This window comes from Streptomyces sp. KM273126, assembly GCF_004337435.2.
Classification (GTDB): domain Bacteria; phylum Actinomycetota; class Actinomycetes; order Streptomycetales; family Streptomycetaceae; genus Streptomyces; species Streptomyces acidicola.
On record NZ_SJXB02000001.1, the window covers coordinates 7,189,706 to 7,204,668 of the forward strand.

15 protein-coding genes and 1 pseudogene are annotated in these 14,963 nt (G+C 67.8%); 7 read left to right on the plus strand and 9 right to left on the minus strand.

Annotated features, from left to right (window positions below; all coding sequences use genetic code 11):
- The first annotated feature begins 6 nt into the window (after positions 1–6).
- Genes E0500_RS30415 through metK form a run of 3 tightly spaced genes read left to right on the plus strand, consistent with a single transcriptional unit; the run spans position 7 to position 2,568 of the window.
- Complete coding sequence (locus tag E0500_RS30415; RefSeq protein WP_131560221.1) at positions 7–792, plus strand: thioesterase II family protein; 786 nt, start codon at positions 7–9, stop codon at positions 790–792.
- The gene (locus E0500_RS30420) at positions 789–1,301 is read left to right on the plus strand and encodes an NADPH-dependent FMN reductase (RefSeq protein ID WP_131560223.1); all 513 of its coding nucleotides are present in this window, start codon (positions 789–791) and stop codon (positions 1,299–1,301) included. The genes E0500_RS30415 and E0500_RS30420 overlap by 4 nt, the downstream gene beginning before the upstream one ends.
- Positions 1,302–1,344: 43 nt before the next feature.
- The gene (metK, locus tag E0500_RS30425) at positions 1,345–2,568 is read left to right on the plus strand and encodes a methionine adenosyltransferase (RefSeq protein ID WP_131560225.1); all 1,224 of its coding nucleotides are present in this window, start codon (positions 1,345–1,347) and stop codon (positions 2,566–2,568) included.
- Positions 2,569–2,740: 172 nt separating this feature from the next.
- Here the strand turns inward: metK and E0500_RS30430 are convergent, their stop codons facing one another.
- From E0500_RS30430 to E0500_RS30445, 5 genes are all read right to left on the minus strand, one after another.
- On the minus strand, positions 2,741–3,886 hold the full coding sequence (locus E0500_RS30430; protein ID WP_309505195.1) for a TniB family NTP-binding protein: 1,146 nt from the start codon (positions 3,884–3,886) through the stop codon (positions 2,741–2,743).
- Positions 3,883–5,013 carry a Mu transposase C-terminal domain-containing protein gene (locus E0500_RS45155; RefSeq protein WP_309505251.1) on the minus strand — a complete coding sequence of 377 codons (1,131 nt, stop codon included), beginning with the start codon at positions 5,011–5,013 and terminating at the stop codon, positions 3,883–3,885. Before E0500_RS45155 ends, E0500_RS30430 begins: the two co-directional genes overlap by 4 nt.
- A 356-nt stretch (positions 5,014–5,369) precedes the next feature.
- Positions 5,370–5,924, minus strand: coding sequence for a hypothetical protein (locus tag E0500_RS45160; protein WP_309505196.1), 555 nt, complete (start codon positions 5,922–5,924; stop codon positions 5,370–5,372).
- Positions 5,925–5,983: 59 nt separating this feature from the next.
- Positions 5,984–6,793 (minus strand): TnsA-like heteromeric transposase endonuclease subunit, encoded by an 810-nt coding sequence (locus E0500_RS30440; protein WP_399120116.1) that lies wholly within the window; start codon positions 6,791–6,793, stop codon positions 5,984–5,986.
- 146 nt (positions 6,794–6,939) lie between these two features.
- On the minus strand, positions 6,940–8,298 hold the full coding sequence (locus E0500_RS30445; RefSeq protein ID WP_309505197.1) for a DNA-binding protein: 1,359 nt from the start codon (positions 8,296–8,298) through the stop codon (positions 6,940–6,942).
- Between the two features lie 303 nt (positions 8,299–8,601).
- Between E0500_RS30445 and E0500_RS30450 the strand changes: the two genes are divergently transcribed.
- From E0500_RS30450 to tpg, 4 genes and pseudogenes are all read left to right on the plus strand, one after another.
- Complete coding sequence (locus E0500_RS30450) at positions 8,602–8,883, plus strand: hypothetical protein (protein ID WP_131569435.1); 282 nt, start codon at positions 8,602–8,604, stop codon at positions 8,881–8,883.
- Entirely contained in the window at positions 8,880–9,404 is a 525-nt protein-coding gene (locus E0500_RS30455; RefSeq protein WP_131569433.1) for an RNA polymerase sigma factor, read from the plus strand. Before E0500_RS30450 ends, E0500_RS30455 begins: the two co-directional genes overlap by 4 nt.
- Positions 9,401–10,039 (plus strand): hypothetical protein, encoded by a 639-nt coding sequence (locus tag E0500_RS30460; RefSeq protein ID WP_131569431.1) that lies wholly within the window; start codon positions 9,401–9,403, stop codon positions 10,037–10,039. Before E0500_RS30455 ends, E0500_RS30460 begins: the two co-directional genes overlap by 4 nt.
- A gap of 290 nt (positions 10,040–10,329) precedes the next feature.
- A pseudogene (tpg, locus tag E0500_RS30465) lies at positions 10,330–10,542 on the plus strand (telomere-protecting terminal protein Tpg); the annotation flags it as partial.
- A 58-nt stretch (positions 10,543–10,600) separates the two neighbouring features.
- Here tpg and E0500_RS30470 read toward each other — a convergent pair.
- The 4 genes from E0500_RS30470 to E0500_RS30485 form a co-directional block, all read right to left on the minus strand.
- Complete coding sequence (locus tag E0500_RS30470; RefSeq protein ID WP_131569430.1) at positions 10,601–12,367, minus strand: ABC-three component system protein; 1,767 nt, start codon at positions 12,365–12,367, stop codon at positions 10,601–10,603.
- Complete coding sequence (locus E0500_RS30475) at positions 12,345–12,611, minus strand: ABC-three component system middle component 6 (protein WP_131569428.1); 267 nt, start codon at positions 12,609–12,611, stop codon at positions 12,345–12,347. Before E0500_RS30475 ends, E0500_RS30470 begins: the two co-directional genes overlap by 23 nt.
- Positions 12,608–13,543, minus strand: coding sequence for an ABC-three component system protein (locus E0500_RS30480; protein ID WP_131569426.1), 936 nt, complete (start codon positions 13,541–13,543; stop codon positions 12,608–12,610). Before E0500_RS30480 ends, E0500_RS30475 begins: the two co-directional genes overlap by 4 nt.
- A 64-nt stretch (positions 13,544–13,607) precedes the next feature.
- Positions 13,608–14,840, minus strand: coding sequence for a helicase associated domain-containing protein (locus E0500_RS30485; protein ID WP_131569424.1), 1,233 nt, complete (start codon positions 14,838–14,840; stop codon positions 13,608–13,610).
- Between the last annotated feature and the right edge of the window lie 123 nt (positions 14,841–14,963).

Here is a 14,963-nt window from a genome sequence, read left to right on the forward strand (position 1 = left end):
GCTGATATGAACCCCACCAGTACCCGCTCTGCCTCCCCGGGACGAACTCCCAGCGCCGATGCCGACGAATGGTTTCTCGGCAGCGATGCTCCCGCATCGTTGCCGACCCTGGTCTTCTTCCCCCACGCCGGAGCCGGCGCAGCCGCCTACTGGCGACTCGCACAGTCACAGCGTGATCTCGCCCGAACCCTCATCGTGCGCCTGCCTGGCCGGGAGAGCCGGACCGACGAGCAGCGATTCACCGACATCCACCCCCTGGCCCGAGCGCTCGCCCCTGTGCTGCGCCCGCGCCTGGGCAACAACTACGTGTTCTACGGGCACAGCATGGGCGCGTTGATCGCCTTCGAGATGGCGCGACTCTTCACCCTGGCCTACGCGATGCCCCCACGCCACCTCGTTGTCTCAGGCATGGAAGCCCCCCAGGACGCCCCCACCGGACATGCCCGTCACCTGCTCAACGATGCGGAGCTGTGGCAACTGGTCGGAGATATGGGGGGCATCCCGCCCGAGATCGTTGCCGACGTTTCGATGAGGCAGATGCTCCTGCCCACCATCAGGGCGGACTTCGAGCTGACTGACACCTACGCCTTCCGTGCCATGCCTCTCCTCACCTGCCCCATCAGCGCGTACGCGGGAGAAACCGACCCCGAACTGCCCGCCACCGCCATGGCGGCCTGGGGAGCCAACACCACCGGCCCATTCGAGCACACGGTCCTGCCCGGCGACCACTTCTTCAATCTGGACGGCCAGTCGGGGTTCACCGAAGCGTTCAGGACTCGCCTCACCGAGTGAAGCCGCAACAGAGCTGGGGGACGGGCGTGCACACCGCATCGCGGCCGTGCCCGCCCGACGTGACGATGGAGGTCTACGAGGGAATCGGCAAGCTCCCCTTTTTCAACCAGGATGTGGAGGGCCAGCAACCGCCCAACGAGGTCTTCGACTGCCGCAGCCGGCTTGCGGCTGCCGACGCTGTCCTCATCGTCAGCCCCGAGTACGCCCACGGAAGATCCGGCGTCCTGAAGAACGCACTTGAGCAGGTGGTCGGCGGAGGTGAACTCGTCGGCAAACCAGTCGCCGCCGTCACCGCTTCTCCCTCCATGACCGGCGGAGACCGGACCCAGGCCTGGGTCAAGGAGACGCTGGAAGTCGTGGGAGCACTGATCTTGCCGGAGCGCCTTCCCATTCCCTGCGCCAGCGCCAAGATTTCCGATGGCCGCGTCACGGACGAATCGACCCTGGCCGACCTCAGGAAGGTCGTCGAGGCGATGGCGCGCGCGGCGAAGGAGCTGAACGAAACCTGATCGCCACCTCCCGCGCCGTCCACCCACAGCCCTAGGAGGAACCATGCCCCGTCGCCTGTTCACCTCGGAGTCCGTGACCGAGGGGCACCCTGACAAGATCGCCGACCAGATCAGCGACACCATTCTCGACGCGCTGCTGCGCGAGGACCCCACGTCCCGCGTCGCCGTCGAGACGCTGATCACCACCGGTCTGGTACATGTTGCTGGCGAGGTCACCACCAAGGCATTCGCGCCGATCGAGCAGCTCGTACGGGAGAAGATCCTCGAGATCGGCTACGACGCGTCGAAGAAGGGCTTCGACGGCTCTTCGTGCGGCGTCACCATATCCATCGGCTCGCAGTCCCCGGACATCGCACAGGGCGTCGACACGGCGTACGAAAAGCGAGTTGAAGGCACATCACAGACTGCCGACTGGGACCAGCTCGATGCGCAGGGTGCCGGCGACCAGGGCCTGATGTTCGGCTACGCGTGCGACGAGACGCCGGAGATGATGCCACTGCCCATCACGATGGCTCACCGTCTTGCGCACCGTCTGTCGCAGGTGCGCAAGAACGGAACCATCCCTTACCTGCGCCCGGACGGCAAGACGCAGGTCACTATCGAATTCGACGGACCCAAGGCGGTCCGTCTGGACACGGTCGTGGTCTCGTCCCAGCACGCGTCGGACATCGACCTGGACTCGCTCCTGGCCCCCGCTATCCGGGAGTTCGTGGTGGAGCCCGAGTTGAAGGCGCTCCTGGATGACGGCATCAAGCTGGAGACCGAGGGCTACCGTCTGCTGGTCAACCCGACCGGCCGTTTCGAGATCGGCGGCCCGATGGGCGACGCTGGCCTGACCGGCCGCAAGATCATCATCGACACGTACGGGGGATATGCTCGCCACGGAGGGGGCGCCTTCTCGGGCAAGGATCCGTCCAAGGTCGACCGTTCCGCCGCGTACGCGATGCGTTGGGTCGCCAAGAACGTGGTCGCCGCGGGCTTCGCCACACGCTGCGAAGTACAGGTCGCGTACGCGATCGGCAAGGCCGAGCCCGTCGGTCTCTTCGTGGAAACCTTCGGAACCAACACGATCGACAGCGAGACAATCGAGCAGGCGATCTCCGAAGTCTTCGACCTTCGCCCGGCCGCAATCATCCGCGACCTCGACCTGCTCCGCCCCGTCTACGCCCAGACAGCCACATACGGGCATTTCGGCCGAGAGCTGCCCGACTTTACGTGGGAGCGGGCCGATCGCGTCGACGCACTGTGGCGGGCCGCGAACATATGAGCGTCTCACTTGACGCTCGGAGGGGGCTTGTTGGTGTACGGGGCGGTGGCTGACCTGGTGTGTTGCTGCTTTGTTGAGTGGCCGGGTGAGCGGTTCGGGCGGGGAGGTCAGGGTGCGTGAGTTGGGGTTGTGTCTTCTGTGTTGCGAGGGTCTGGGCTCGTTGTAGGTAGCGTCAGCGCGAAATGGGCCAGTGTGTGTTTGCGCTGGTCAGGGCTGTTCTTCCTGCTTGGCGGGTGGGGTTAGCGGGTTCGTGTGGGGCGGTGGTGGGTTTCGGTGAGGTGGTCGAGGCGGATGGCCTCGAGCGAGGTTTTGGTGATGCGTTCGGTGCCGTCGTGGATGGCGGTGATAGCGGCTTGGCGGATGAGGCGGGTGAGGCGGGTGAGGCGGGTGAGGCGGGTGAGGCTTCCGATGCGGCCGGCGGTGCGCTGGTGGAGGTAGCTGTGGTGGCGGGGGAGGGTGCCGGGTTTGTGGCGGGTGAGGTCGAGGGCGTTTTCGATGTCGGTGATGACGTCGGTGAAGGGGCGGCGGGTGCCGTGGCGGGTGGGGAGGGGCCGCAGTTGACGAGGGTGGCGCGTCCGGCGAGTTGGGCGCCGCGGGTGCCGGTGAATGGAGGGGTGTCGGTGACGTTGATGCCTGCGTAGACGAACGTCGCGGGGAGGCGTTCGGTGAGGTCTTTGAGTGGGTCGGCGGTTTGGGCGCCGGTGGTGGTGCGGGGGTTGAGGCGGTGGATTTCGTCGATGAGGACGAGTTGGACACCAGCGGCGGTGTAGGTGTGGCAGACGGCGTCGGTGATCTGGGTCTGGGTCATGCGGGTGGTTACGGGGATGCCGAGGTAGCGGGCGAATTCGGTGATGAGGGTTTTCGCGGTGGCGCCGGGCGGGACGAGGACGTACGCGACGGGTGCCGCGGTGTGGGCTGATCCGGGCGGGGGCGGGTTTTTGCGGGTGTGGGCGAGGTGGCAGGCGCGGCCGACGTGGAGGAGTGCGGTGGTTTTCCCGGCTGCGGCGGGTCCGGTGACGATCAGCGAGGGGCGTGCGGTGGCTTGTTGGTGGCGGCCGAGGATCATCAGGGTGCGGACCTGGGTGGCGAGTTGGCTGATGGTGGGGGTGCGGATGGTGACGAACGCGGAGTGGTAGGCGAGGCGCTCATCGCGGCTGCGGGGCGCCTCGTCGGGCTGGGGCGGGGCGACGGGATCGGTGGTGGCGAAGCGGTGCCAGCCCTGCCAGGTGGTCAGGGGCCAAGACGGCTCGGCCACGCCGCCGTCGGTGGCTGCTGTGCTGCTCGCGCTCTGCATGGTGGGGTGGGGGCGGGCGTTCACCACTTGTCGGCTTCCTCGTATGCGTCGTAGAGCCCGAATCCGGTGGAAGCGGCGGGCCCGGTGTCTTCGTCGTCGAGGTCGTCGATGCTGTCGTCCTCGTTCTGCTGCGCCGGCCTGTCGGCGCTCTGGCCGGTGTCGTCTTCCGGATGGCGGGCTGTGGGGAGCGGGACTGCGGCGGAGCGGGCCAGGAGGGCCTGCTCGGCCTTGGTGGCGTGGCCGCTGTGGACGCGGCGCATGAGCTGGTCGAGGGCGTCGGCGAGGTCGGCTTCGTGGCTGTCGGCGTCGCCGTGGTTGCCGTGCACAGCGAGTGTTCTGATGCGCTGCCAGGTGTGGTCGTTGAACGGCTGGTGGACGTGGTTCCGGTGGATCCACGGAATCTCGGTGAGGTGGCCGTCGGGCAGGCGGATCCAGATCTGGCGGACGTCGTGGGGGTTGTAGTGGATCTCCCATCTGCCGCCTCGGCCGGCGACCGGGGAGGGCTGGCCGCGGTAGGGGGCGAGCTGGTCGTGGTCGTAGGTGCGGTGGTGAATGCGGATGCCGGAGGCGGTGATGGCCTGCCAGCGCACGGGGAGCAGCTCTAGGTAGTCGTGGCCGGTCAGCGGGACGGGCACGTACCCGGCGACGGCGATCAGCGCGGCCCACATCTGGTTCGGCGTGAGCGCCTTGCGGGGCATCATCGGGTGGCGCAGCCCTTCGTGGGGCCGGTGGTGGTAGTGGACCAGCCATTCGTCGAGGAGGTCCTGCAACTGGGCGACGCTGTAGCAGGCTTCTTGTTCGGTGTCGGGGCCGCGGCGGGTGACGTCGGATCCGGTGTAGCCGGGCAGGTGCTGGCAGAACAGCGCGTTGATGGTGCCGAAGCCGCGCTCCACGATGCCTTTGGCGGTGGGAGCGTGAGGCGGGGCGGGCTGGACGCTGATGCCGAGGGTCTTGCAGGCGGCGGTGAACGCCCGGGAGACGAAGACCTTGCCCCGGTCGACGACGATCGTCTCGGGCAGGACGACCGGCCGGGCCGCTGCGCCGGCCAAGCGCTCGTCCAGCGTGGTCAGCTGCTGGTGGGGGAGTGCGGGGGCGTGGTCCATGCGCAGGATGTCCGGCCAGGTCGGCCGGGCGGGGTACGGGACAGCCATCTCCGCGAGCAGCAGGGCGGCGTCGACGGCTTTGGTCGCGCTGGGGCACAGGACGGCGGCGAGGATGGCGCGGGTGGCGACGTCGATGGCGATGGTGAGTTCGGGGCGGGCCAGGGTGCCGTCGTCGAAGAGGGCGAGGACGTCCAGGCGGGTGGTGTCGACCTGGACCTGCTCACCGGGCCGCAGCGCCGTAGCGGGAGTGAAGGCCCGGCCGTCGAAGCTTGCGGGGGTCTGGCGGACGGGTCCGGAGGGCAGTTCGCCCGGGCGGGCGAGAGAGGTGACGAGACGGTACAGCGTGGCCTGGGACGGCGAGGGCACCGTACCGGGGCCGTGCCGGTTCTCCAGAATCTGGTTGATCAGCGGGAACAGGCCGTTGATGGTGCCCTTGGAGCGGCCGCGCCGCCGGCGCAGCGCTTCGCGGACGGCGCTGACGACCCGTTCGTCGGCCCGCCCGGTGGGGCTGGACGGCTGGACGTGCGGGTGGTGCGGTGGTCGAGGAGGCCCCACAGGCCCTGCTTGCGGTAGGCCAGGCGCATGCGCTGCACCGTGGTGCGCGAGACGCGGCCGAAGCCGAGCCTGGTCAGCTCCTCGGCCTTGGCCTGTTCCCGCTCGGCCAGCGTGTGCTGCTCGGGGGCGTACTGCGGCCGCACGGTGCCCTCGGTGCCGAGCCCGCCGGGCAGCCCGCATTCGACCTCTCTCACGTGCCGCTGCCAGGCCAGTGCCTTCTCGCGCGCCGCGGCGGGGGCGGTCTCGAACAGTCCCCACTGCGGGGCCGCCTGGGGCACGTCGGCTCCGATCACGGTGAAGCCGGGGTCGGCGAACAGGTACCCGGCGAGCACGGCCTCACCGCCGCCGTCTGGGCCGACGAGGTGGATGTCCTGCCCGGACAGGGCGACCACTTGCCACTTCACGCCGCGGAAGCGGACATGTGCCCCGACCTTCACGGCTGGCCGGGCATTGCGTCGGGCACTCACCCGGCAGCTCCCGTCTTGCTGGGATCGATCCAGTCCCGGGGGCCGACCAGGAGGCGTTCGTGCAGCGGCGTATCCAGGTTGGTCGTCAGCTGTCCGTGCCACAGGGCGTGGAAGATGGCGGGGAGGGCCTCGATCGGATCGCCGGCCGCTTCGGCACCTTCGATCAGCGGCCGTGGCCGCGCGAATTCCTCGAGCACTGTCGCTGTCAGCCCCGAGCGGCCGACGTTGCGGGGGTGGCGGTAGCCGGCCAGCCATTTCAGATTGGCAGCCAGCACGTCGTCGAGCGGGGAAAGGCGCCGGTAGGTCCAGCCAATGTCCGAGCACGCCTGGGCCACCGCTTCGGCAGCGTTGAGGGCGCGCTCGCCGCCGGCGTCCGGGTGGCTGGGGCAGTCGGCCAGCAGGGCGGTGCCGTCGGTGTAGCGGGCGAAGAGCTGCGGCACCCAGGAGCGGACTTGCCCGCGGGGGGTGCGCCACAGCAGCCGTACCGGCCGCCCCGCCAGCCCGGTCACGTCCGGATCGCGGTCCAGCAACATCAGCTGGATGCGCATCGCGTACGACCCCGCGGCCACGTGCCGCCCGGTGGTCGCCGACCACCACAGGTCCGGCCCCCAGCGCCGCCCCGGGATCACCGGGAACGCCGACACCGGTGGCAACTCCTCGAACGCCACGGTCATGGCGGCATCCGCCCACCGCTGCTGGACCGACTGGCCCACCGGGTCGAGGAAGACCGCCTCGAATCCGCTTTCACGAGCCACGGCCACCTGCTCTGCCCGGCCCACGGGCCGGGCCGCTCCTGCGCTGGTCACCTGCGCCAGCCAAGCTGCTCCCGTCGGCAGGCGCCGCCGTTTTCAGGGTTTCTGCCACAAACGAGTGCCGTATCAGCTAACAATCGACGAAGTCATCCCATCGTTCTCAGCCGCCGTCTTCCGGCTTGCCCGCCGTCAGCATGCTCCTAAGTGTCTCGGTGGGCATGTCCGCCCACCGGGCCACTTCCTCCAGCGGCACTCCGCCGTTCACCGCCGCCACCGCGGTCCGCTTCCAGGCCGCCTCGATCAAACCGGCACTGTGACCGAGGCCGCGCAGCAGCGTTCGGGCGACCTCGGCGGTCGGCCCGCTCTGCACGCCGCGCAGCTGGAGCAGCTGTTCCTCGGCACTGTCGATGAGTCTGCCGATCCGGGAACCGCTGCTCGGGCGGCACCACCGTCCGCCACATCGTCCCCGAGCCCGGCGCCCGTTGCTCCTTGCCGAGCACCCGCAACTGCCCGGCCATGGTCACCGGTTGGTGTTCCTGGCGTACCCACCAGGGATCGTTCGCGTACCCGGGCGGGCCGCCGGCTCCGCGGCGCTGGCGGATGACGCTGCCCATCCAGGCGATCAGCGGACCGCCGTGATCCGTCGCTGCCAATGGCCCCAGCCACGTGCGCCCGACCCGCTCTCCAAGCCGGCGGCAGAACATCCCGTCAGCGGGCAGCGCCCGCGGCCGCCCCGCACCACTGTCCACCCACACCAGCTCGGCCATGCTCGGATCCAGCAACGCGTCGGCGACCACCACCACCTCGGGGAAGACGACCGTGTCCCGCCCCACGATCCGCCACCGCTCCAGATCGCCTCCGGCGTCACCGCCCGCAACCTGGTGCAGGCGCCGTGGCCAGATCGTCTCCCGCTCCCAGTGAAGGGCCTGCTCCCACCACCGCGCCACCACCGCGTGCGCCAGCGCGAACATCCGCTCCGGCTCCGCCCCGGACCGCACCGCCCGCCGCACCACCCCGCTCCACCGCCGCTGTGCAGCGGTCACCTCCGGCAGGTGCCGCACGTCCAGGTACTCGTGGGGCTGGTCGGCGTCCGCGTCCAGAAGCCACCGCCCGTGACGGACACACACCCGCGACCAGAGCGGCGCGTACCGCACCACCCGCACGACCGTCCCTGTACGCCCGGCGGCGCACAGGCGGCAGCCGAATGCCACCGGCCCGGCGACCGCGCCGCCGATCCGCCAGGCCGCAGCCGGCACCCCGTCTTCTTCGGCAGGCAGCTTGGCGTCCTCCCGCGCCCAGGACGGCAACGCCCGCGCCAGCACGTCTTCCTCGACGCCGCACAGGCCCGCCAGGAGCTGCCGTCCGGCTGCGTTCAGCAGCACCTCGGCGTCGGCCCGCGCGCCCCCGCCGTCGTGCCCGGGTTGGTAGTTGCGCCAGTGCCAGCAGGACCGCAACACCTTCGCTTCCAGCCCGTAGTGGTTCGCGATGCGGCAGATCAGCGACGAGGTTGTCTCTCCCCGTAGGGGAGCGGTCCGCAGTACACCAGGGCGATGGGTCACTCCACCACGGTCTCGTGCCCGCTGTCCCGGGCGGGCGCTTTTGCAGCGGATGCCGGGCGCCCTGACCTCCGCCTCCCTCCCCGGGGCCGTCACTCCCACTCGACGGGGCCCTTCAGACCGTTTTTCCTGTCACCTCCTGCTATCCCTGTGACCTGCGAAGACGGTGCGACAGGCCGGGAAGCAGGGGCAGTTGGGAAAAGATCTTGGCCATCGGCATCCGGATCTGGCCTCCGGCGGCGTGTAAGGGAGTGAAGGCCCTTGGGCCCTCATCAACGAGTTCGTTTCTACTGGGAGGCCTGGTCGATGACTTGGTCGTACTGGGCAGGAGCGGGCGGGGTTCCCCTGCTGCTCCTGCTGTTTTTCGCGATGCGCCGTGCCAAGGGCGTCGTGGAGGTGCTTGTGAAGGCGTACATCGAGACCCGGGCGGAGCGCGAGCAGCGCGCCACCATGGTCGCGATGGCGCAGTCCCTGCCCGACGGCGGTGCCGCGGCCCGCTTCGAGGAGGGACGGCCGGCGTGGCTGTTCCGCAAGGACGCAGCCGACCCGGCAGGCCACCGGGCCATCGCCACGCGGGAGGCTGCGTGAGCGAGGCCGTACCGGGAGCGGACTTCGAGTCCTTCGTCCTCGAGACCATCGAGGCGTTCTCCCGACTGGCCCAGGTCCAGGCAGGCGACCTGCACAGCGCCCAGGACGCGGTGCAGGACGTCTACCTGAACATGTACCGCCGGTGGGACCAGCTCATTGCTGGCCACGGTTCCCTGACCTCCTACGGCCGCACTGCGGTGAAGCGGGCGGTCATTGACCAGTTCCGCCGCAACAAGCGGATGGTTACGGTGCCTGTTCACGGCCTGCCCGAAAAGGAATCAGGCATCGGCATCCCCGAGGCCGCCTACGAAATGATTAAGGAAGGCATCGACGAACTCGTCGCAAGCCTTCCTGAACGGCAGCGCGAGGTCATCACCCTGTGTGTTCTGCAGGACCTCAGCCCTGCCGTGGTTGCGCAGCGCCTCCAGATAAAGGAGGAGTCGGTGAAGCGCTACATCAAAGCCGCCGCCAACAACCTGAAGAAGTCCATCAACGAGCACAGCGAGGAGGCCACCGCATGACATACCTGTCCGCTTGGACACACCAGCCCGAGGAGCGGGGGATCCGGCTCCTCGCCCTGTGGCTTCTGCTCGAAGGCTCTGAGCAGGCATTCTCCAAGGGTTCTCGGATCAGCGAGGACCCTGTCCAGGCGGAGGGGGGCCAGCCTTCGGGCTGGCCCCCGGCCCCCGCCCCCTGCCTGGAAGACCACGAAAGCGGAAACCACCGAACCAGCGTGGTCCGTGAACTACGCACTCTCCTGAAAAAGGAAATCGATGATTCCGCGACACCACAGGAAACACGGCGCGTAGCAGAAATCCTTGAGTTCTTGGACAGGGATAACGTAGCGCGAAGCTGGTGGGAAAGGGCAGCACACAAGGGTGACGAGGATGCGCGGGACTATCTTCATATCCTTGATGCCGAAGAAGAACTATCGGCATGCTGCGGGCACGGAAAAGAGCACGCTGAGGAAGCTTTCAGATCATTCGTGAGTGGCTTTGTATGCCGGTCAGCCGGTATCCGCGTAGCTACAGACAGGGTCGATTGGGCTTTGGGGGAAGCCGGAGTCGGGCTGTCTGAAGCAACACAAGCCCTCGTGCGTGAGATTGAGGACTTCCTGGCGCACCTGGACCACACCACCGGCGGGCCACGGTGCTGACACGACAGCGCGTTACGCGCCCACAGACGGGAGAGTCTTTGTAGGCCAGCCTCCATGAGGCCTTCACGTGAGAAGGCCGGACGACTCGTTGAAGTGGCGGCCCATCTCCGCGCCCGCGGGGATGGGCCGCCACTGCATTACCCATAGCTCCGTAAGTCGACTGACAGAGTCCTTCCGCCAGCCACGACTGGATCGAGCACTCGCCGCTGAATACGGGACCGCCGACCCAGTCCCCGGTTGGTGCGACATCAGCAGGGGAGACGCTGCTGCGGAAACGGTATGACTTGCACCAGGACCGCATCCGGCACCTGACCGTCGCCCTGCCGCCCCGCTACGCCGCCCGCCTCTTCGAGGCCCAGGAGCAGGGCGCCACCGAGCAGCAGCTCAAGGAGATCGCGGCCGAAGCCCTCAAGGAGGTGTACTTCCAGGACAACGGCCGCCGCGCCGGCCAGCTGGAGGAGGTGCGCTTCACCGACATCGAGCACCTCAAGTTCGACCTGTAGACCCCGAACAGCGAGTCCCGTCAGTCACAAGGCTCCGCCGGGACCGGGCAACGGCGGTCTACCTCTTGCCCGCCGTTTTGAAGCGGAATCCGAAGAGACCGCCGGTTTCGTGTTCGTCGGTGAGGCGGGGGCTGCGGATGTATGGCTCGGGATCGAAGCCGCGCTGTGCGGCCATACCCAGGCTGTCGGTGTTGATCGTGACGATGTACTGCAGGTTCTCCTCCACGGTGACTTCGGCGGCGAGCTTCAGGGCAGCGGCGACTTGCCGGTCGTCGACGCCGTCGTAGAGGTGGCTGTCGTGGATGAGGAAGTCGGGGCCACGGCCGTGGCGGTGTGCCAGGACCGCGAGGGTCAGGTCGAAACAGAAGATGACCATGTTGCTGATGCCGCGGCTGCCGTCGCTGTCGATGCGCGGGGTGATGGTCAGGCTGTTGCGGCCGGCCTCGATGGCGAGGTAAGCCTCGCGCCCTTCCCCGTAGAGGCGCTGGGCGTAGTGAGAGAACAGCAGGATGGCTTCGTCGGTCTGCCGACGGCGCTCCTGGAGATCGGTGTCGACCGCCTGCTGCAGTTCCACGCTCTTCGCGGTGATCTGCCGGGCGCTCGCTTCGAGGGTCTGAGCTGCTTCGAAGCGGTGACGCAGCGCCTGGAGCGCGGCCTCATCGCGTCCAAGGGCCGTCTGTAGGGCCGTCAGAGCCTCCAACGCTCCTCCCTCGGCAAGGTCTCGAAGGAGGCGGGCTTGGTCCTCGCCCAAGCGTGCCCGCTCCGAGCGGCGTGACTGGAGCCGTTCGGTGAGTTCGGCGATCTCTTCTTCCAGGAAGCGTCGACGGTTGCGGACCACTGAGTGGTGGAACGTCCTCACATCTTCGAACCGTCGGCGGACCTGATCGTTGAGGACGACGCCGAGTTCTCGGTAGACGGGCTCGAGGTAGTCGACTTCGACGTCGGTTGTCTCGGTGACGGCTGCCTGGAGCTCTTCGAGGTTGTGCTGATCGATCACATCTTCCTGCGCCAGTTGCTTGATGCGCCGGCTGATCTGGTCCGCTCTGTCTTTGAGGCGTTCGTATTCGGGGACGACCTGAAAGGCCGCAACCTGTGCACGGAGCCGCTCCACCTGCGCCTCGGCCAGCGTGATCTGGCCCCTGAGGTCTGCGGTAGACCCCACGATGCGCCCCCACACTGGGTCATCGACCGCTTTCTTCAGCTGGGCACGCGTCGCCTTGCGGGCGGCCAGTTGCCTGTACTCGTCGACGAGCTGCCAGTCCAGGCCCAGAAGGTAGGCGAGGTTGGAGGCGGCTTCCGGGGCGGACTGGCGGGAGAAGGTACGGGTCGGCTCGTTGAAGCCGTGCGACGAAATGCGCCGGGCGAGGAAGGAGAGCAGCACCCTTCCGCTGACGCCCGGGTGGTCACCGCGCAGATCGAAGAGATCCCGCTCGATCAGCTGTGTCCACCGCTCCACCGGCAGCTCCACAGCACCTGCGAGGGGAAACATGGCACCGTCGTCTGTCCCGGTCACGTCCTCGTTGAGCGTCACGAATCCGGCACGCTGTCCGCTGCGGCGGACACCAAGCGGACTCCTCAGCCCCGGCCAGTCCATTTCAAGGTTGAACGTGATGTGCCGCAGCGCCTTGTTCATGGCGAGCGAGGTGTTTGTCGCTCGAGATCCGAGCAGGAAGTGGATCAGCTCGATCAGGCTCGACTTGCCAGCGCTGTTGCGACTGTCAGTGTCTGCGGACGAGGCGGTGGTGGACGCGACGATCAGGTTCAGGCCCTCGACGAAGGACACCTCTTTGAAGCGCTCGTCGTCAGCGCTCAAGCGGCGCAGCATGCATGCTCCTTGCAACGAGGATGTCCTGGTCCAGCTCTATGGCTCCCATGCTGTAGAGCACGTCCAGTGCCAGGACGAACCAGCCGAACGATACGGGCGAGGTGTGACTGTGCTCGGCCCGCCAGGTCTTCAGCCGGGCCCACGTCTGACTGACAGACCGCGGTTCGTCCAACTGCAGCAGGATCTGGGCACCGACGGCGAGCAGGCACCGGTCTGGTGCAATGCCCTTTGTAGGGGTGATCACGCAGATATCTCGATCCCGGGCTGCCAGCCAGTGGGAGGCGCTTCGAAAATGTCGCACCGCCCGAAGAAATGCGCGAGTACGACGAGGGCTGCACGCAACACCTTAGGTCGCGGCTGTGCGTTGCCCAGCACGTACATCTGGAGCTGCCACAGCACGTCTTCAGGATCGTCCCAGTGCCTGCGAACCTGCTCGTAGTACACGCGGAAGCCCTGCGCGACCTCATCGTGTTCCAGCTCCCGCATATTGCCCGCATAGAAGGCGTCCACGAGGTGGGCCTGCCGCATCCCGCGGAGCAGGTCCTCGCGTGCTTCGCCTTCGAGCCGGTTGAAGTCCAGTTTCTCGATGCGCACGTCTGGCAGAGGCATGAGCGGGTCAGAGGAAGTCCGAAGTTCCTGAAGCTGTTTCAGGAGAGGCTCAAGATCATCCATCCCGATTCCGAACGTCATCTCCTTGATCGGGATCTCGCACCGGAGGACGTCTTCCGCCGTCACTTGGTCCAGTTGCATGCACTCGTGCCACAAGCGCCGGCTACCCATCTGCTCAAACAGCAGGGCCGGCGTGCTGGTGGCCGCCTCGGACAGCATTGCTGTCACTTCGGGGTGAACGCCGCGTCGGTCGTTGTGCACGAAAACGAACGTGTCGAACTGCCCACTGCGTTTGGCGAGCGCACCGGCCAGGTCGCCGTTGAACTTCTTGCGGACTTTGCTCGGCTTCACCGTCTGCGGGGCGTAGCAGGCATACAGCTTGCGGGAGTGCAAGGTGAGACCGTCTGCCGACATATCGCCCAGGCTGCCCGCGGTGCGCACATCCAGGAAGTCTGGGTACCTCGAGCACATGAGCCGGTGGAAGAAGTCTTCGAACTCGTTCTCGTACAACTCCGCCATGAGCTCAAGGAACTTAACCCGTGCATAGGCACGCTGCTCGTACCGCATATACCCCCCTCACCTACAAGGAGAAAAGAGTAGCTCTACGTGATCACTCTCGGAAGTCCTGCCGTCACGCTCCAGACGGGGTGCCTTGCCAACTTGGGACCTCAGGGCGGATATCGATGGTGCTCAGCAGCGCCTGTTGGTGGGGGTGGAGTTGGTGCCAGAGGGTTGTCTGTTTGTGGGCCCAGCGCTGGAGTTCGGGCGGGAGGGGCTGGCCTGTGGTGTGGAGGGTGCGGCGCTGGTGGTATTTGCGTTGCCAGGCGAAGGGCCAGGGCGGGTTCCACCAGGGGTCGAGGAGGGTGAGTTCTTGCAGGGTGCGGGCGGACAGGAGGCCTGCGCGGGCCTTGCGTCGCTGCTGGATGAGCCAGTGCCCCAGGGCGAAGCCGTGGTGGTGGGTCTGTTTGAACACGGCGAGGTGCCCGTGGGCGGCGGCGTAGGCGCGGGCGTGGGGGAGTCCCTCGCCCGGTGGGTAGCGTCGTGTCGTCGCGGGAGTCGGCACGGGTTCGATGGCGGGCGCGGCGCCGATGCCGGCCAGGAGTTCTTGCTGGGTGGGGTGGAGGCTGTCCCACAGCCGTGTCTGGGTGGTGATCCAGCGACGCTGCGTCGTGGTCAGGTTGCCGCTGGTCGTGGCAGCGCGTGCCCGATGGTAGGTGCGCTGCCATGCGAGGGGCCAGGGCGGGTTCCAGTGCGGGTCGAGGGCGTTCAGCGCGGCGATCCGGGCAGGGTCGGTGCGCCCGTCAGCGACGCGGTGTCGCTGGCGTAGGAGCCAGCTGCCCAGGGGGTAGTCGTTGTGGCGGGTCCGTTCGGCCACGGCCAGGTGCCCGTGTTCGGCGGCATAGCTACGTGCGTAGGCGAGCCCTGTGTCCACAGGGGCAGGGCTTCGGCCGGCTTCGGTCACGGTGCGGGCGACGGCAGGGTTGATGCCGATGTCCGCGAGGAGGTTCTGCTGCTCGGGTTGCAGTACGTCGTGCCGGGCACACTGACGGCGCAGCCACACTGTCACCTCGTCCTCGTCCCCGCCGTGATGCGGGCCGGGCACCTTCAACCGTCCCCTCTGCCATCGCTTACGGGCCTGCTGGTAGCGCCGCTGCCAGGAGTAGGGCCAGGGCGGGTTCCACCAGGGATCGAGTTCGGCCAGCAGCCGGCCACGCGGCCACGCGCCTTCGGAGGCCTGAGCGTGCTGGCGGTCCTGGCGGCGCTGCTCCACCAGCCAGCGGCCCAGGGCAAATCCGTCGTGCACGTACTCGGAGGCGACTGCCAGGTGCCCGTGTGCCGAGGCGAAGGAACGAGCGCTGGTCATGCCGTCCAAGGCCCACAGACCGGCAGCAGCAGCCTGCTCGTTCACAGCCTGGGGTGCCCCGGCCCTGCCCTGCACTTTCGCGGCTTCCTCGGCTGTGATGCCGATATCTGCCAGCAAACGCTG